This is a genomic window from Rhizobium sp. Root708 (assembly GCF_001429725.1).
In the GTDB taxonomy this organism is placed as follows: domain Bacteria; phylum Pseudomonadota; class Alphaproteobacteria; order Rhizobiales; family Rhizobiaceae; genus Rhizobium.
Genome location: NZ_LMHV01000043.1, coordinates 614,346 through 630,596, shown reverse-complemented (window position 1 = coordinate 630,596; position 16,251 = coordinate 614,346). Strand labels below are relative to the sequence as shown.

Annotated in this window: 17 protein-coding genes; 12 read left to right on the top strand and 5 right to left on the bottom strand. The window is 60.5% G+C overall.

Features of this window, described 5'->3' with window-relative positions:
- Positions 1–64: 64 nt before the first annotated feature.
- Together ASE04_RS27375 and ASE04_RS27370 are read right to left on the bottom strand one after the other, a co-directional pair.
- Positions 65–1,282 (bottom strand): NAD(P)/FAD-dependent oxidoreductase, encoded by a 1,218-nt coding sequence (locus tag ASE04_RS27375; RefSeq protein ID WP_056825837.1) that lies wholly within the window; start codon positions 1,280–1,282, stop codon positions 65–67.
- Positions 1,283–1,366: 84 nt separating this feature from the next.
- Entirely contained in the window at positions 1,367–2,482 is a 1,116-nt protein-coding gene (locus tag ASE04_RS27370; RefSeq protein WP_056825395.1) for a Gfo/Idh/MocA family protein, read from the bottom strand.
- 205 nt (positions 2,483–2,687) lie between these two features.
- Between ASE04_RS27370 and ASE04_RS27365 the strand changes: the two genes are divergently transcribed.
- The 8 genes from ASE04_RS27365 (at position 2,688) to ASE04_RS31320 (ending at position 10,843) form a co-directional block, all read left to right on the top strand.
- Positions 2,688–3,563 carry a MurR/RpiR family transcriptional regulator gene (locus ASE04_RS27365; RefSeq protein ID WP_056825393.1) on the top strand — a complete coding sequence of 292 codons (876 nt, stop codon included), beginning with the start codon at positions 2,688–2,690 and terminating at the stop codon, positions 3,561–3,563.
- 92 nt (positions 3,564–3,655) lie between these two features.
- Positions 3,656–5,590, top strand: coding sequence for a bifunctional 5-dehydro-2-deoxygluconokinase/5-dehydro-2-deoxyphosphogluconate aldolase (locus tag ASE04_RS27360; RefSeq protein WP_056825390.1), 1,935 nt, complete (start codon positions 3,656–3,658; stop codon positions 5,588–5,590).
- Positions 5,591–5,613: 23 nt separating this feature from the next.
- Positions 5,614–7,464 (top strand): 3D-(3,5/4)-trihydroxycyclohexane-1,2-dione acylhydrolase (decyclizing), encoded by a 1,851-nt coding sequence (iolD, locus tag ASE04_RS27355; RefSeq protein ID WP_056825388.1) that lies wholly within the window; start codon positions 5,614–5,616, stop codon positions 7,462–7,464.
- A gap of 66 nt (positions 7,465–7,530) precedes the next feature.
- A complete protein-coding gene (gene iolE, locus ASE04_RS27350; protein WP_056825387.1) occupies positions 7,531–8,448 on the top strand; it encodes a myo-inosose-2 dehydratase in 918 nt (305 codons plus the stop codon).
- A 145-nt stretch (positions 8,449–8,593) separates the two neighbouring features.
- Entirely contained in the window at positions 8,594–9,388 is a 795-nt protein-coding gene (gene iolB / locus ASE04_RS27345) for a 5-deoxy-glucuronate isomerase (RefSeq protein WP_056825384.1), read from the top strand.
- A gap of 91 nt (positions 9,389–9,479) precedes the next feature.
- Positions 9,480–9,698, top strand: coding sequence for a DUF1127 domain-containing protein (locus ASE04_RS27340; protein WP_056825382.1), 219 nt, complete (start codon positions 9,480–9,482; stop codon positions 9,696–9,698).
- Positions 9,699–9,753: 55 nt separating this feature from the next.
- The gene (locus tag ASE04_RS27335; RefSeq protein WP_056825379.1) at positions 9,754–10,587 is read left to right on the top strand and encodes a helix-turn-helix transcriptional regulator; all 834 of its coding nucleotides are present in this window, start codon (positions 9,754–9,756) and stop codon (positions 10,585–10,587) included.
- A gap of 91 nt (positions 10,588–10,678) precedes the next feature.
- Positions 10,679–10,843 carry a hypothetical protein gene (locus tag ASE04_RS31320; RefSeq protein ID WP_200960777.1) on the top strand — a complete coding sequence of 55 codons (165 nt, stop codon included), beginning with the start codon at positions 10,679–10,681 and terminating at the stop codon, positions 10,841–10,843.
- A 39-nt stretch (positions 10,844–10,882) separates the two neighbouring features.
- On the opposite strand, the gene ASE04_RS27330 is transcribed toward ASE04_RS31320, so the two are convergent.
- A complete protein-coding gene (locus ASE04_RS27330; RefSeq protein ID WP_056825377.1) occupies positions 10,883–12,250 on the bottom strand; it encodes an MATE family efflux transporter in 1,368 nt (455 codons plus the stop codon).
- Between the two features lie 54 nt (positions 12,251–12,304).
- Positions 12,305–12,742 (bottom strand): glyoxalase superfamily protein, encoded by a 438-nt coding sequence (locus tag ASE04_RS27325; protein ID WP_056825374.1) that lies wholly within the window; start codon positions 12,740–12,742, stop codon positions 12,305–12,307.
- A gap of 338 nt (positions 12,743–13,080) precedes the next feature.
- On the opposite strand from ASE04_RS27325, the gene ASE04_RS27320 reads away from it, so the two are divergent.
- Positions 13,081–13,413, top strand: coding sequence for a hypothetical protein (locus ASE04_RS27320; RefSeq protein ID WP_056825835.1), 333 nt, complete (start codon positions 13,081–13,083; stop codon positions 13,411–13,413).
- 52 nt (positions 13,414–13,465) lie between these two features.
- Here the strand turns inward: ASE04_RS27320 and ASE04_RS27315 are convergent, their stop codons facing one another.
- Entirely contained in the window at positions 13,466–13,912 is a 447-nt protein-coding gene (locus tag ASE04_RS27315; protein ID WP_056825372.1) for a baeRF12 domain-containing protein, read from the bottom strand.
- 147 nt (positions 13,913–14,059) lie between these two features.
- On the opposite strand from ASE04_RS27315, the gene ASE04_RS27310 reads away from it, so the two are divergent.
- From ASE04_RS27310 to ASE04_RS27300, 3 genes are all read left to right on the top strand, one after another.
- The gene (locus tag ASE04_RS27310; protein WP_056825369.1) at positions 14,060–14,461 is read left to right on the top strand and encodes a DUF2177 family protein; all 402 of its coding nucleotides are present in this window, start codon (positions 14,060–14,062) and stop codon (positions 14,459–14,461) included.
- Between the two features lie 128 nt (positions 14,462–14,589).
- Positions 14,590–14,985 carry a hypothetical protein gene (locus tag ASE04_RS27305; protein WP_056825367.1) on the top strand — a complete coding sequence of 132 codons (396 nt, stop codon included), beginning with the start codon at positions 14,590–14,592 and terminating at the stop codon, positions 14,983–14,985.
- Between the two features lie 86 nt (positions 14,986–15,071).
- Entirely contained in the window at positions 15,072–16,184 is a 1,113-nt protein-coding gene (locus ASE04_RS27300) for a pyridoxal phosphate-dependent aminotransferase (RefSeq protein ID WP_056825365.1), read from the top strand.
- Positions 16,185–16,251: the final 67 nt, after the last annotated feature.

Genomic DNA, 16,251 nt, shown 5'->3' with positions numbered 1-16,251 from the left:
AGTCATTCGCCGGGTGAAGCAAGCGCTTTTTCGGCTCTACCAGACAAGAAAAGCCGTTTCGGCTTTATGCAAGCAATTGCTTGAGATCGGCCGATGCATCCGCAACGATCGCCTTGTCGGGCGTAGTGCCTGATTCCAGCATCTTCTTGCCTGTCACGTAGGCCTTGGCATCGTTGATGGCGTCCACAGCGATGAACTTGCCCGCCTTGAAATACCAGATCGAGTGCGCGCCCTCGCGTACACCGGGGCGAAGAACGGTCTCGTCATAGCCGAGATTGAAGCCGGCGATCTGCAACTTCACGTCATACTGATCCGACCAGAACCAGGGCTTCGGCTCGTAGGGCGCATCGCCACCAGCGATGACAGCAGCGATGGCCTCGGCCTGATCGACAGCGTTCTGCACCGATTCGAGGCGGATCCGCCCGCCCTGCCACGGTAGCACCGCGCAATCGCCCGCGGCATAGATCGAGGGGTCGGATGTGCGGGCGAATTCATCGACGATGATGCCGTTGGCAACTTCGAGGCCGGCTTCCTTCGCCAACTGGTCGTTGGGCACCACGCCGATTCCAACGATTGCGAAGTCGATATCGATCGTGCTGCCGTCGGAAAGTTCGGCGCCGACGAGCTTGCCGTCGTGCCCCACAAGATGCTTGAGACCCGTCTTTTCCCGGATCGACACGTCGTGTGCCTCATGGATCACGCGCATGATGTCGGCCGTTTCCTTTGCAGCCACGCGCTGCAGGATACGATCTGCCATTTCGATGACGGTAACTTCCAGGCCGCGATGGCGGGCAACAGCGGCGGCTTCGAGCCCGATGTAACCGCCCCCTATAATAAGGACACGGCGGCCGGGGCGCATCTCGTCCGCCAAGAGATCGGCATCGCGCTTGTCGCGGGCAACATAAACGCCGGCAAGATCACCGCCGATCGCGGCCGGGAGAGCCCGGGGCGTGGAGCCAGTCGTCAGCGCAAGCGTGCCGTAATCAAGAACGGAGCCGTCCTGGAGGATCACCTGCTTTTGGTCGCGCTTGATCTGTTCGGCCCAGGTGGCGAGCCTGATCTCGACGTTGTTGTCCGCATACCAGTGCTCGGGCCGGAACAGCAGGCGATCGAAACTCATTTCGCCGAGGAGATATTTCTTTGTGAGCGGCGGCCGCTGGTAGGGCAGAACGTCCTCAGCGCCGACGATGGTAATCGGACGCATATCCTTCAGCGCGCGAAGCTTGGCAGCCAATGCAAAACCAGCCTGCCCTGCGCCAATGATCACCAATCTGTCCGTCACGTTCTCACTCCCGTCGTCCATTCGCGCGCTGGGGCAAAGGCCTATCCCTTGCCCCTTTCGCCGTCAACCGGATGAGTGCCGGTCTCAGGCGATCTCGATCCAGCGTCGCTCGTGGAACGACTTTGCCATGGCGTGGACAGACTTCTCTATCCTAAGACCGTCTTCGAATGTGACGATGGACGACGGCGCACCGGAAATCGCGTGGATCAACTCGTGGCATTCGATGATCTTCAGATCGTTGAAGCCGAGACCATGGCCGGGAGCGGGAATGAAGCGGTCATAAGGGTGATGGGCCGGGGCGGCCAGTATCTTGCGGTAGCCCTGTTCCGAACCGCGCCCGTCCGCCTGATAGAGGTCGAATTCGTTCATGCGCTCCTGATCATAGGCAATAGAGCCTTTGGAGCCAAAGATCTGCAGCGCGATCCGGCCCTTGCGTCCCCAGGCCGAACGGTTTGCCATCAACACGGCGGAGATGCCGCCGCCGAGGCGCATCAACACGTTTGCCCCGTCGTGATTCTCCACGTTGCGACGGCCGCCCTCCTTCAGGGGGCGATCGGCATAGGGTTTGACCATGTCGGTGATGACGGCTTCCACATGCCCAAAGAGATACCAGAGCAGCGACAGCGGGTGCACGGAGAAGTCATCCAGCGCGCCGTATCCGGAGGCCAACTCACTCTTCCAATAAAAAAAGGCTTCCGGATCGGCCATGAAGTCCTCGTCCATCTCCACGCGAATGTGGTTGACGGTTCCGATGGCGCCCTCGCCGATCAGCGTCTTGATCTGCCGCATCATCGGGTTCTGGATATAATTGTAGCCGAGGACCGCGACCCTGCCCGATGCCCGCGCCGCTGCCAGCATCTTCTCGGCGTCGGCATAGGCTGGCGCCATCGGCTTTTCGCACCAGACATGCTTGCCGGCCTCGAGCGCAGCGATCGCCATCTCGGGGTGGAATTGATTCGGAGTCGTTACGGAAACGACATCGACATCGGGATCGGCAATCAGATCGCGCCAATCGGCCGTTGCCTTTGCGAAGCCGAATTCGGAAGCGCGCTTTGCGGCAAGTTCCGCATTGGCTTCCGCCAAGTGGATCAGGCGCGGGCGCTCGACGTCGCCGAAAACGGTCTTCACCGCATTCCATGCCAGCGCATGGCATTTGCCCATATAGCCGGTGCCGATCAGGCCGATTCCGAGTGGCTTCATGCTGTCTCCTCCAGGTTCCTCTCGGATTTTTTGGAATATTTAGACCGTTTTGACAAGCGCCCTCGCTGGACACTTTTCGCCGCACACCCACCAATCCCGCTCAAAACCCTTGATTTACAGCGAAATAAAAACAGTTAGGCAGCCGGATTGAAATCATCTAAGGTCGAGATTATGGAATATTTATTTCATTCACTGGATGATACTGATGGAAAGTGACACCAAAAGCCCGGCACGCGTTCCCCGCGATTTCGAGAGCCTGCGCAGTACGATCATCGAGCGTAAGGCAAGCATGCCGAAGCGGTTGGCGCAGGTCGCGGCCTTCGCTCTCGGCAATCCCGATGAGATCGCCTTCGGCACGACGGCGAGCATCGCTGCGGCCTCCGACGTGCAGCCTTCGACGCTGGTCCGTCTCGCGCATCATCTGGGTTACGACGGCTTCTCCGATCTCCAGAGCATCTTTCGCGAGCGCCTGCGCGATCGCACGCTGTCCTATGAAGAGCGCCTTGTCACATTGGAGCAGGCCAGCGGCGATGACGAAGACGCCAATCTGCTTTCCGGCTTTATTTCCGCCGCGAGCCAGTCGGTCAACCGGCTGGCGGCCACCGTGCAGACGGACACCTTTACCAAGGCAGTCGATATTCTGGCCGCTGCGGAGACAATCTACCTGATCGCCAAACGGCGCTCCTATCCGCTGACGGCGCATATGACCTACGCCTTCTCGAAGCTGAACATCCGGCACCAGATCGTGGCATCGCCAAACGGCGTCGATCCGGAAATGGTGCAGTTCGCGACAAAGAACGATGCGGCAATTGCAGCAAGCTTCTCTCCCTATGCTGCCGACAGCCTGAGCCAGGCGGAAGCGCTGGCGGATCGCGGCGTGCCTGTCGTTGCCATTACCGATTCGGCCTTCTCACCGCTCGCCGCCCGCGCCACCTGCTGGTTCGAAGTGGCGGAGGCGGACTTTGCCGGTTTCCGCTCGCTCTCCGCCTCTATGGCCTTGACGATGGCTCTCCCGGTCGCGATCGCCGAGCGGCGGCGGAAGCGAACCCAGGTAAAATCGACAAAATCAAAAATGGAATAAACATTCCGAATTGACAACAATACGGAACCGATGTTTCATTACTCGCAATCAGCAGGCGCCAAGCCGTAGCTAAAATCTAGCGGGAGGACATCATGGCACAACCGAACCCGGGCTCGCAGCCGGAACCGTCGCTTGACGTGATCACGATCGGACGGTCCTCGGTCGACCTCTACGGGCAGCAGATCGGCTCACGCCTTGAAGACATCGGCTCTTTTGCCAAGTCCGTCGGCGGCTGCCCTGCCAACATCGCCATCGGAACGGCGCGCCTTGGCCTCAAGTCGGGCCTGATCACCCGGGTCGGCGACGAACAGATGGGCCGCTTCATCATCGAACAGTCGGCGCGCGAGGGCGTCGAGACGAAGGGCATCAAGACCGATAAGGAACGCCTTACGGCTCTGGTGCTGCTCGCCGTTGAGGCCGAAGGCGTCTCACCGATGATTTTCTATCGCTCGGATTGCGCCGATATGGCGCTCGACGAAGGCGACATCGACGAGACCTTCATCAAGTCGTCGCGCGCCGTGCTGGTGTCGGGCACGCATTTCTCCCGGCCGAATACGGAAGCCGCGCAGCGCAAGGCCATCCGCATCGCCAAGGCCAACGGCCGCAAGGTGATCTTCGACATCGACTATCGACCGAACCTCTGGGGTCTTGCCGGCCACGCGGAAGGTTTCGAGCGCTATGTGAAGTCCGATCGCGTCTCCTCCAAGATGAAAGAAACGCTGCCGGATTGCGACCTGATCGTCGGAACGGAAGAGGAAATCCTGATCGCATCAGGTGCCGATGACGTGCTCGGCGCGCTCAAGGAAATCCGCCTGATATCGCCGGCGACGATCGTTCTCAAGCGCGGTGCCATGGGCTGTATCGTCTATGACGGTCCGATCAGCGACAATCTGGAAGATGGCATCGTCGGGGAAGGCTTCCCGATCGAGGTGTTCAACGTGCTCGGCGCCGGCGATGCCTTCATGTCAGGCCTGCTGCGCGGCTGGCTGAAGAACGAGCCGCTGAAGACCTGCGCGACCTGGGCCAATGCCTGCGGCGCCTTCGCCGTCTCCCGCCTGCTCTGCTCGCCTGAGTATCCGACCTGGGCCGAACTCGACTTCTTCCTGAAGCAAGGCAGCCAGCATCGCGCGCTGCGCAAGGACGCGGCAATCAATCACATTCATTGGGCCTCGACGCGCAAGGGCGATATCCCGCTTCTCATGGCGCTTGCCATCGACCACCGTTCGCAACTGACCAGCATCTGCGACGAACTGGGCTTGGACTACAAGAAGATCGTCGCCTTCAAGCGTCTTGCGGTGGAAGCCGCGGCGCGTGTCGCGGATGGCCGCAGTGGTTACGGCATGCTGATCGACGAGCGCTTCGGACGCGACGCCTTTTTCGATGCGGCAACCAAGAATTTTGCCTGGATCGGTCGGCCGGTGGAACTGCCGGGTTCGAAGCCGCTGCGCTTCGAGTTCAGCCAGGATATCGGCTCGCAGCTCGTCGAATGGCCGCTCGATCATTGCATCAAGTGCCTGTGCTTCTACCATCCCGATGATCCGGCAGCGCTGAAGACCGAACAGCAGGAAAAGCTTCGCACGCTCTTCGAAGCCGCGCGCAAAGTCGGTCGTGAACTGCTGATCGAAATCATCTCGAGCAAGAATGGGCCGCTGACCGACGACACGGTCTCGACGGCAATGGAAGAGCTCTATGCGCTCGGCATCAAGCCCGACTGGTGGAAACTCGAGCCGCAAGCTTCCACGGCTGCCTGGAAAAAGATCGAGGCCGTAATCGCCAAGAACGACCCATGGTGCCGCGGTATCGTCCTGCTCGGTCTCGAGGCTCCGGCCGACGAGCTGGTCAAGGGCTTCGAAGCGACGCTGGCTGCTCCATCCGTCAAGGGCTTTGCGGTCGGCCGAACGATCTTTGCGGAAGCGGCCCGCGGCTGGCTTTCGGGCAAGCTGAACGATGAAGAAGCGATATCCGACATGGCGAGACGCTTCCGCCAATTGACCGACGCCTGGTTGAAAACCCGCGGCCTGAATTAATTAAAGCATTTGGGAGGTGCCTCATGGGCAAGACTGTACGATTGACGATGGCTCAGGCCGTCACGCATTTCCTCAAGAAGCAGATGACCGTGGTCGACGGCAGGAAGGTGCCGATCTTCGGCGGCGTCTGGGCAATCTTCGGGCACGGCAACGTCGCCGGCATCGGCGAGGCGCTCTATCAGGTTCGTGGCGAACTGCCGACCTACCGCGCCCATAACGAGCAAGGTATGGCGCATGCGGCGATTGCCTATGCCAAGGCGAACTTTCGCCAGCGGTTCATGGCCTGTACGACTTCGATCGGCCCCGGTGCGCTCAATATGGTGACGGCGGCTGGTGTCGCTCACGTCAACCGCATCCCGGTTCTCTTCCTGCCCGGCGACGTTTTCGCCAATCGCGCGCCCGATCCGGTGCTGCAGCAGATCGAGGATTTCGGCGACGGCACGGTTTCTGCCAATGACGCCTTCCGTTCGGTTTCGCGTTATTTCGACCGCATCACCCGGCCGGAACAGATCATTTCGGCGCTAAAGCGCGCCATGCAGGTGCTGACCGATCCTTATGATTGCGGCCCGGTCACCCTGTCATTGTGCCAGGACGTGCAGGCTGAAGCTTTCGACTATCCGGAAAGCTTCTTCGAAGAGCGTGTCTGGACCACGCGCCGCCCTCGCCCTGATGCAGACGAACTCGCTGATGCCATCGCGCTCATCAAGAAGTCCGAAAAGCCGGTCATCATCGCCGGTGGCGGTGTGCTCTACTCACAGGCCACCAAGGAACTTGCTGCGTTTGCGGAAGAACACCGCATCCCCGTTGTCGTCACACAGGCCGGCAAGTCGGCGATCGATGAACGGCATCCGCTGGCGCTTGGCTCCGTTGGTGTCACGGGTACGTCTGCGGCTAATGCCATTGCAATAGATACAGATCTGATCATCGCCGTTGGTACGCGCTGCCAGGACTTCACGACCGGTTCATGGGCGCTCTTCCAGAATGAAAAGCTGACGATTCTGGGCCTCAACATTGCTGCCTACGACGCAGCCAAGCACGATGGCCAGACGCTGGTCGCCGATGCTCGCGAGGGCTTGAAGGCCGTTTCGAGCGGGCTTGCCGGCTGGAAAGCGCCGGCTTCGCTGGCGGAGAAGGCCGAACGGGAAAAGAAGGTCTGGATGGACGCCGCCGCCAAGGCGATGGCGAGCACCAATGCCGCCCTGCCCTCTGACGCCCAAGTGATCGGCGCCGTTACCCGCTCGATCGACCTCGAAAAAGCAATCGGCCTCTGTGCTGCCGGTGGCCTGCCGGGCGAGATGCACAAGCTATGGCCAGCGACGGCGCCGGGCAGCTACCACATGGAATATGGCTTCTCCTGCATGGGCTACGAGATTGCCGGCGGCCTCGGCGCCAAGATGGCGCATCCGGAAAAGGAAGTCTTCGTCCTCGTCGGCGACGGATCCTACATGATGCTGAATTCCGAGCTCGCGACGTCGGTCATGCTCGGCCTGAAGCTCAACATCGTCCTGCTCGACAACCGAGGCTATGGCTGCATCAACCGGCTGCAGATGGCGACCGGTGGCGCGAACTTCAACAACCTGCTGAAGGACGCGCATTACGAGGTCATGCCTGAGATCGACTTCCGGGCACATGCCGAGAGCATGGGCGCGATCGCGGTCAAGGTTGCGTCGATCGCCGAACTCGAGAAGGCGATTGCCGACTCGAAGAAGAACGATCGCACCTCGGTCTTCGTGATCGACACCGATCCGCTGATCACCACGGATGCCGGCGGCTACTGGTGGGACGTTGCCGTTCCCGAAGTCAGCCCGCGCGAACAGGTCAACAAGGCGCACGCGGCTTACGTCAAGGCGCGCGCCGCCCAGCGCATCGGCTGATCGACTGATTTCATCTTCTGGAAGAGCGGCTCCGGTCTTCCAGCAATGCTTTTGAGGAGACTATTGATGAAGGCCAAACTTGGCATGTCGCCGATCGCCTGGTGGAACGACGATCTTCCCGAGCTCAGCGACGACGTATCCCTGGAAGAATGCCTGCGCCAGTCGCGCAGCGCCGGCTTCACGGGCATGGAACAGGGCCGCCGCTTTCCGAACAATCCGGCCGAGATGCTGCCTATCCTGAAGGCCGCCGACGTGACCCTTTGCGGCGGCTGGTTCTCCGGCACGCTCGTCGATGAAGAGCTTGCGGCCAACAAGGATCGGATCGCGCCGATGATCGAGCTGTTCAAGGCCGTCGACGCGCCCTGCATCGTCTATGGCGAAGTTGGCCGCTCCATCCAGGGCGACCGCTCCAAGCCTCTCGCGACCAAGCCGCGTCTCTCGGATGACGAGATGAAGGCCTATGCGCGCAAGGTCACGCAGTTCGGGGAATGGTGCGCCGAACAAGGCATGCCGCTCTCCTACCATCATCACATGGCGGCCGTCGTCGAGACCGAGCCGGAGCTCGACGCCTTCATGCGCAATTCGGGCGAAGGCATTCCGCTGCTGCTCGATGCCGGGCATCTGGCCTTTGCCGGCGGCGACGTGCTGCGCGCCATCGACAATCACCACGCCCGCATCAACCACGTTCACGTCAAGGACATCCGCAAGGCGGTCGTTGACGGGCTCGACCGCACCAAGCAGTCCTTCCTCGATGCGGTGGCGCTCGGCGCCTTCACCGTACCGGGCGACGGCTCGCTCGATTTCGGCGCGATCGTCAAGCGGTTCGCCAGTTACGGCTACGAAGGATGGTTCGTCGTCGAGGCCGAACAGGATCCGCGCAAGGCGCCGCCGCAGAAAATGGCGGAGATCGGTCACGCCGAGCTGATGCGTGTGATGACCGCAGCGGGCTACACGGTGGAAACCGAAGGCTTCCCGAAGAGCTGACAGAGACAAAACCCTTCCCCACAAGGGAGCGGGGCTTAACTTGCGGCAGCGCCTCGCCACTACGTGTGAACGCGAAGAGCGCTGTAGGTTAGCTCCTCTTTTCTGGAGAGGGGAAAATCGCGACAGACATCGAGGAGAAACATCAATGCCAAACCTCAGGGTGAAACCATCCAGCACGCATGGCCGCGTCACCAATGTGACGCCCGAAAGCGCCGGTTGGACCTATGTCGGCTTCGACATGCATCGGCTCAAGCCGGGCGAAACGGTCTCCGGCGACGCAAGCGACCGCGAGGTCTGCCTTGTCTGGGTATCAGGCAAAGGCAAGACAACGGCGGCAGGCGAGGATTTCGGCACCGTAGGCGGGCGGATGAGCCCGTTCGAGGGGGCGCCGCATTCGCTCTATGTGCCGGCCGGTTCCAGCTGGTCGGTAACGGCCGAGACGGACCTCGAACTCGCCGTCTGCTCGGCGCCCGGCGGCGGCGACTACAAGGCAAAGCTCATTCCGCCCGGCGTGCATCCGCAGTTCCAGCGCGGCAAGGGCTCGAATGTGCGTCTCGTGACCAACATCATGCCCGAAGACGACAATTCCGCCCATTCGCTGCTGGTGGTCGAGGTCATCACGCCGAGCGGCAACACCTCGTCCTACCCGTCGCACAAGCACGATCAGGACAATCTTCCGAACGAGAGCCTGCTGGAAGAGACTTACTATCACCGTCTGAACCCGCCGCAGGGTTTCGCGTTCCAGCGCGTCTACACCGACGATCGCTCGCTCGACGAGGCCATGGCGGTTGAAAACGGCGACGTGACGCTGGTGCCGAAGGGCTATCACCCCTGCGCCACCATCCACGGCTATGATCTCTACTATCTCAACGTCATGGCCGGGCCGAAGCGAGTGTGGAAGTTCCACAACGCTCCGGAGCATGAATGGCTCTTGAAATAAGACGACTCGGAATCGCTAAATAATCTGACAGCGGGCGAGCCGTGCAGATGGTTCACTGCCTCCATCGAAATCAAACCGATGGAGGACTACCATGCACGGCTCAACCACCATTCCTGCGACTGATAGCCGTTCGGCCAAGCCAACGCGGCTGTTGGTCGGGATTCGCTCCTTGTATCGCTGGACAGCGCACAAACTCAGGGAGCGGCGCAACCTGAACTCCATGCTGGAGCTTTCCGACGAGCAGCTGAAAGACATCGGGCTGTCGCGCTACCAGACCGAAAGCGATGTGCACGTCTATTGCCGGGACTGAACTGTGCTAGGATGCCGATAGCAGGCTTCCTCGCATGCAACTTCCGGGAACCATCATGGCGCAATTCTCGACCGAACTGCTGTTGAAGACGAGGACCGTCACGATCCGTGATGTCGTCTGCAATGGCGAGTGCCGGCACAAGAGCGACGAGGAATGCGCCCACAAGACGAGCCTAGTCTATCCTTACCGCGGTGTTTTCATGCGCCATGTCGGGCGCAACGACACCGTGGCAGAAGCGAACCAGATGCTGTTCTTCAATGCCGCGCAAGGCTACCGGATCAGCCATCCGCTCGACGGCGGCGATGCCTGTATCGACCTGTCCGTCGACGACGCATTGCTAGCAGAGCTGGCGCCGAAAGATCAGATCCAGCCGGGAGAGCTCTTCGGTTTCCGCCGACAGCGACGGCGGATTGATCCGCGGGCGCAGGCGCTCGTGGCGCTGTTGCGCCACGGCCTGCATCGCAAGGCTGCCGAGACACTGGAGGCGGAAACGCTGGCACTTACTCTCGTCCGCCGGTCGCTCGGAGAACGAACGTCGCATGCCGCAGGCGCGAGCGTCGGGCGGCAGAAGCTTGTCGACCGGGCGAAGCTCGCCCTCTCCTCGGATCTCGCGCGGCGGTGGACTCTTGCCGAAATCGCTGCGGAAGTCGGCATTTCGCCTGTTTATCTCACGCAGGTCTTTCAACAGGTCGAAGCCACGCCGCTTTACCGCTACCAGCTGCGGCTGCGCCTTGCGAGGGCGCTCGATCTGCTTGGACAGTACGACGACCTGACGGCGCTCGGCCTCGAACTGGGTTTTTCCAGCCACAGCCACTTCACCGCCTCCTTCCGCCAGACCTACGGCCAGACGCCCGCCGAATTCCAGCGCGCGGCACGGCTGCGGCGCTGAGAAGTTGCTAAAGAATTCGACAGCGGCAGCGGCGGCATAAGTGGTCTTATGATCCTGTCCCAAACGGGATACCAAACGGAGGATCATTGCCATGAAGAAAACGACCTGTGCCGCCTGCGACTGCGAACTCGGGCCTGACGTGATCAGCGTCAAGCTCGGCGGGAAGACGGTCGAGGTCTGCTGCCAGGAATGCGCCGAGGCGCTCAAGGAAGCAGACGCTGCAGCGACCACCGCCAGAGCCAACAGTAATGAGTGAACCCGAGAGCCGCGCCCCGTCGGGCGCGGCTCTCGTCCTTCAGGCGGGGAGCAGACCGTAGCGCCAGCCCTTGCTTTTCGCCAGGCGAACAAGCACCCAGGCGGCGAGCAGCATCATGCATAACTCCGCAAAGACCGGCACCATCCAGATTCCCATCTCGCCGAAGAGATACGGCAGGAGGAACGTCAGGGGCAGCGTGAAGAGATAGGGCCGCGACAGGCCGAAGATCGCCGCACGCCGGGCATCGCCGATCGACTGGAAATAGCCCGAGAGAACGATCATCTGGCCGAAGAGGAAATAGCAGCCGACCGTCCAGGGAAGAATGCGCGCCACCTCGCCGACCACGATGGGATCACTGACGAAGATCGCCCCGAACCGTCCGGCCAGCAATTCGACGATCAGCTCGACCGTTGCGCAATAGACGAGCGCCGACACCATCGCGACCCGCAGGCTGCGACCAACTCGATCGGAGAGCCCTGCTCCGAAATTGTTGCCGGAGATGGTCTGGAAGGCGATGTTGAGGCCGAGCAGCGGCAGATAGGCGAAGGTCATGATTCGCGTGATGATGCCGTAGGCGCCGATGGTCGCCACGTAGTCGGACGCGCCCCAAAGCGAAAGATTGAAGATCACCGCTGCCGAGCTCAGTGAAATCCCAATGAAACCGAGACTCATCGGCATGCCCAAGGCGAGGATGGCCTTCCATTCGCCCGCCGTGCCACGACCTGCCGGTCGCAAGGCGTCGGCCTTCCGCCGGCGATAGGCGAGGATTGCGGCAAGGCAGATCGCCTGCGCCGAGACGGTGCCGATCGCGGAACCGGCAACGCCCCACTGCATGACAGCCATGAAAAACCAGTTGGCTGCGATGTTGAGAAGCGATGCGACGAGCGTCACGGCGGTCATGAAGCCGATCCGGCCTTCGCAGCGCAAGGCATCGATGTTCAGCGACAGGAAGAAGGCGACAGCAGACGATCCGATCATGATCGCCATGAACAGCGTGGCGTTTGCCGCCACCGTCGCGTTGCCTTCGGCAGCCGCCTCGACGATCCGCCAGCCGACGGTCCAAAAGGCAAGATTGAGCAGGACCACGACCGCGATCGCCAGGAGGTGTGCCGTAGCGAACGTCCGGCGGGCGGCTTGCCTGTCTCCTGCACCAAGCTGGCGGGCGAGGATGCTTGCCATACCGTTCGAGACGAGGGATTGCAGGGCGATGATCATCATCAGCCCGGGAAAGATCAGCGTGACTGCCGAGAGCGCTGCCGGGCCGACATAGGCACCGAGAAAGTAGGCATCGACCACGGTGAAGAGGCCATTGATCGTCGTGATCATGATGATTGGCGCTGCCGTTCGCGCGAAGACGACGGCAAGCGGGGCGGTCAGAAACATGTTCTTTTCAGCATTATTTTTCATAGGGATACCGAAGAGCGACGGCGCGCGGCTGCGGGCCGTGTGAAACGGGACGGTTCAGATGTCGAGAACGAGTTGGGGAACGCCGTTCGACGTCTTGCGCGGCGAGACGCCATTGCCATCGACCTGCGCATTGATGCGCTGCCGGAACGCGGAGAAGCTCTCGAAGGTCACGACATCGACGGGCTCGTCGAAGTGGATCGTGATCTTGTGGAGCCCGCCACTATGCACCGAAAGCGCCAGGATCTTCCCGCTGAAAGCCTGGTTCAGATACCGGCCACGGACCTTCGCGCCGACGGAAAGGGCAGCGATCGGCTCTTCGTTTGGCCGTGTCGCGATCGCGGAAAGCGTGTTCCAATCGCGAACGCCGTGTTGCTGAGCAACAAGCTCGAGGGCAGCGCTATGGGAAATCGCGGTGCCGCGTGTTTCCATCGCCTGGCGAAGGCGCTTCGCCTGCGATTTCAGTTCTTCGATTGTAGGGTATGCGGTTGTCACGGATTCAGCCTTTCGGAAGGCATGCCATTTCGACCGTTACAAGGGAGCTCGCATTGCCTGCAGTCAGCATGCACCAAATGGCTGTGACTGTATCTTGCCGAGGACTTCACCATGGACTTGTCATCCGCGAGCGGCCGGCGCCTCGAGCCATGTCCGATATGCTTGAAGGGCGGCGGCCTGTCAAGCAGGAGCGATTTGTCGGGTTTGCCCAACAATGAGCCATTCTGCTCTCCAGACAGGCATAAGCTTCGGATTGTAGGGAGATTGTTCAGAAGTTATCAGCAATCTTGCGCTAATCTCGAAGCGTACAACAAGCGGAGGCTAACATGGCCTTTCAGATGCACCTCGACACAGAACACCCGCAGCCCGAACAGGCCTACCGGGAATTTTCGCTCGATCGCCCCGGCAAGATCATCTTTGTCGGTCATCACCTCAGCACGGGAACGCAAGTCCGCTGCCTGATCCGCACGATCACGCTCGCCGGCGCCGTGCTGGAGGTCAATCCGAACCTGGAAATGCCGAACCACTTCTTCCTTGAGATTCTCGGCATTCAGGACGAGATCGGTTCGACCGTCGTAAAGCGTGAGGGCGACCTCGTGACGATCAGCTTCAACATGCTGATCAATCCCGAATTCCTTCATCATGTTCTGAGATTGAACTTCGAAAGCTGATCGGCCGGAACAACAAGGCGGGTGAATGCGGACCCGAAGGTCCGCTTTCGCCTCAGGCAGCAAGATGCTGCTCGATCTGGTCGATCGGAAGGTTGATGTAGTCCTTGGCCAACTCACCGGCAATGACCGCGCGAGTGTCCGCGGTGAAGTTGTTTCGGAGTGTTCCCAACGCCTGCGGAGGCGCGACGACAACGATGTGCCGCGCATCTTTTTCCCGAACCAGGGCGTCCATTTTCGTAGCCACCTGCTTCAAAAACTCGAGTTCAGCGCGCTCGTGCCAATCGGTTTCTTCCATAGCGCTGCCGCTTAGTCCGTCGGCGGCATGAGTTCGTCCGGGCTTATCAGTTCCAAGCTTCCTGTCCGGGTCATTCGGCTGCGACAGCGTCTCCTTCACTTTTAGATTGAGATCGAAGGCATTTCCGGCGTTTTGCATGATCAACGCTTTGCCTCCATCGCAAACAATGATCCATGCTTCGCGTGGAAAGCTGATGTCAGCCATCTTTCTTCTCCTTTTTCGGTCAGTCGTTCTGCGGACAACGCAATGAGAACGTGTGCTTATCGAAAGAGTTCACGAGAATTTTTCAGTACGAGGCTGCGATCCAAAGGCGTTTATGCACGTAAAGAGATCATCATTCGGAGCGAAAGCATGAAAACAACGCTTATTGCCTATGCCGGTTCGCTCGCCACGCTGCTTTGCCTGGATGCGGCATGGCTCGGCTTGATCGCGCGGACGTTCTACCGCGATCAACTCGGCGATCTGATGTTGCCTTCCCCGAACCTCGGGATAGCCGCGCTTTTCTACCTGTTCTTTGCTGCGGCCATCGTCATTCTCGCGGCACAGCCGGCACTTCAAGCCAATTCGGTCAAGGTTGCCATGGCGTATGGACTTGTTCTCGGGCTGGCGGCCTACGGGACCTACGATATCACCAATCTTGCGACATTGAAAAACTGGCCTGTCGCGATGACGATCGTCGATCTTGTTTGGGGCGGGTCGCTGACGGCGCTGTCGGCGGCGGGCGGATTCCTCGCTGCGCGCACGCTCGGATGAGCCAACGCGACGAAGACAAAACTCCGTTTGCCTAAAATTCTAGGGAGTTCCTTGATAAATGCGCAAATCATTCGTGTGAGTCTCCCATCGCAACACCAGGATGAGCTTGGTTTCAGGAGCCGTTGTCAATGTCGATGCTTCGCGCCACACATCTCGCGACCGTAAAATCGGAAGTCTACGAGGCACGTTGGGAACAGTTCAATGTGAGGCGTCCCGCTCGCATCGTGGCCGTCCGCCCATGCCTTTCAGGCATTTCGATGCGGAGTGCCGAGATCATCGACATCTCGCGCGGCGGAGCGACATTTGTCGTCTCCTCGACCGCCGGATTGCCGAAACACTACTATCTCAACATTCTTGGCTTGGCCTACCGCCTCGGCTGCGCCGAGGTCTTTCGGCACAACGAACGCATCAGCGTTCGCTTCATCAACACGATGGAGCCGGAAGTGCTGCGCCGTGTCGTCCGCGCCGACTTCCTGATCGGCAACATGGAAGCCACCGACGCACGTCGCACGATCTCGATGTAGGCCATTTCGGCGAATAATCCTCCTTGCCTTGGAGTCGGCAACGCCTATTGTTGGCGCGATTTTCATAGCCTTGGGAATGCTTCGCAATGTCCGCCTTTTCGCGCTTCACCCCACTCGCCAGCGCCCTGCCCTCCACCGTGCCTTTTGTCGGCCCCGAAGCGATCGAGCGTCAGCGAAACCTTCAGGTGAAAGCGCGCATCGGCGCCAACGAAAATGGCTTCGGACCCGCGCCATCCGTATTCGCCGCGATGCGCGAACAGGCCGGCGACATCTGGAAGTACAACGATCCAGAAAACCATGCCCTGAAGCATGCATTGGCGGCGTATCTCGGCACGGCCGCCTCGAACATTGCGATCGGCGGCGGCATCGATGAATTGCTTGGCCAGATCGTCAGGCTCGTCATCGATCCCGGCATGCCTGTTGTCACGTCACTTGGCGGCTATCCAACATTCAATTTCCATGTTGCAGGCTTCGGCGGGCGGCTTGTTACCGTGCCCTACAGGCAGGATCGCGAAAATCTCGATGGTCTGCTCGATGCCGTAAAGCGCGAGAACGCGCCGCTCGTCTACTTTGCCAATCCTGACAACCCGATGGGTAGCTGGTGGGATGCGGATGACGTGATCGCGTTTGCCAAGGCAATTCCCGAAACCACGCTCCTGGTTCTCGACGAAGCCTATAGCGAGACCGGGCCGGCAAGCTCGCTGCCATCGATCGCCTCGCTCATCGACCGCCCGAACATCATCAGGACCCGCACCTTCTCGAAGGCCTACGGCCTGGCGGGTGCGCGTGTCGGCTACGCGATTTCGACGCCCGACACGGCAACGGCCTTCGACAAAATCCGCAATCACTTCGGAATGAACCGGCTTGCGACGGTCGCCGCGCTCGCTGCCCTGAAGGATCAGGCTTATCTCAACGAGGTTGTCGGCAACATTCACGCCGCGCGCGACCGGATCGCCGGTATCGCGACCGCAAACGGCCTGCAACCGCTGGCCTCCGCGACGAATTTCGTGGCGATCGACGCCGGCCGCGACGGGGCGTATGCCAAGGCGATCGTCGATGGCCTGATGCAGCACGGCGTGTTTATTCGAATGCCCGGAGTGGCGCCGCTCAATCGCTGCATTCGCGTCAGCGTCGGCCCGGAAGCGGACATGGCCCTCTTCGAAGAAGCACTACCGCTGGTTCTGAAGTCGCTGGCATAAAACGAAATGAACCGCGCCGGCCTTGTCTCTGCCGGTCGCGGTTCTGTTTGTCCGGTGGCTGCGCGGT

Excerpts from the sequence above, each read along its gene's own strand:
- ASE04_RS27370 (WP_056825395.1), bottom strand. The coding sequence starts at position 2,482 with ATGAAGCCACTCGGAATCGGCCTGATCGGCACCGGCTATATGGGCAAA.
- ASE04_RS27365 (WP_056825393.1), top strand. The coding sequence starts at position 2,688 with ATGGAAAGTGACACCAAAAGCCCGGCACGCGTTCCCCGCGATTTCGAG.
- ASE04_RS27360 (WP_056825390.1), top strand. The coding sequence starts at position 3,656 with ATGGCACAACCGAACCCGGGCTCGCAGCCGGAACCGTCGCTTGACGTG.
- iolD (WP_056825388.1), top strand. The coding sequence starts at position 5,614 with ATGGGCAAGACTGTACGATTGACGATGGCTCAGGCCGTCACGCATTTC.
- iolE (WP_056825387.1), top strand. The coding sequence starts at position 7,531 with ATGAAGGCCAAACTTGGCATGTCGCCGATCGCCTGGTGGAACGACGAT.
- iolB (WP_056825384.1), top strand. The coding sequence starts at position 8,594 with ATGCCAAACCTCAGGGTGAAACCATCCAGCACGCATGGCCGCGTCACC.
- ASE04_RS27340 (WP_056825382.1), top strand. The coding sequence starts at position 9,480 with ATGCACGGCTCAACCACCATTCCTGCGACTGATAGCCGTTCGGCCAAG.
- ASE04_RS27335 (WP_056825379.1), top strand. The coding sequence starts at position 9,754 with ATGGCGCAATTCTCGACCGAACTGCTGTTGAAGACGAGGACCGTCACG.
- ASE04_RS31320 (WP_200960777.1), top strand. The coding sequence starts at position 10,679 with ATGAAGAAAACGACCTGTGCCGCCTGCGACTGCGAACTCGGGCCTGAC.
- ASE04_RS27330 (WP_056825377.1), bottom strand. The coding sequence starts at position 12,250 with ATGAAAAATAATGCTGAAAAGAACATGTTTCTGACCGCCCCGCTTGCC.
- ASE04_RS27320 (WP_056825835.1), top strand. The coding sequence starts at position 13,081 with ATGCACCTCGACACAGAACACCCGCAGCCCGAACAGGCCTACCGGGAA.
- ASE04_RS27315 (WP_056825372.1), bottom strand. The coding sequence starts at position 13,912 with ATGGCTGACATCAGCTTTCCACGCGAAGCATGGATCATTGTTTGCGAT.
- ASE04_RS27310 (WP_056825369.1), top strand. The coding sequence starts at position 14,060 with ATGAAAACAACGCTTATTGCCTATGCCGGTTCGCTCGCCACGCTGCTT.
- ASE04_RS27305 (WP_056825367.1), top strand. The coding sequence starts at position 14,590 with ATGTCGATGCTTCGCGCCACACATCTCGCGACCGTAAAATCGGAAGTC.
- ASE04_RS27300 (WP_056825365.1), top strand. The coding sequence starts at position 15,072 with ATGTCCGCCTTTTCGCGCTTCACCCCACTCGCCAGCGCCCTGCCCTCC.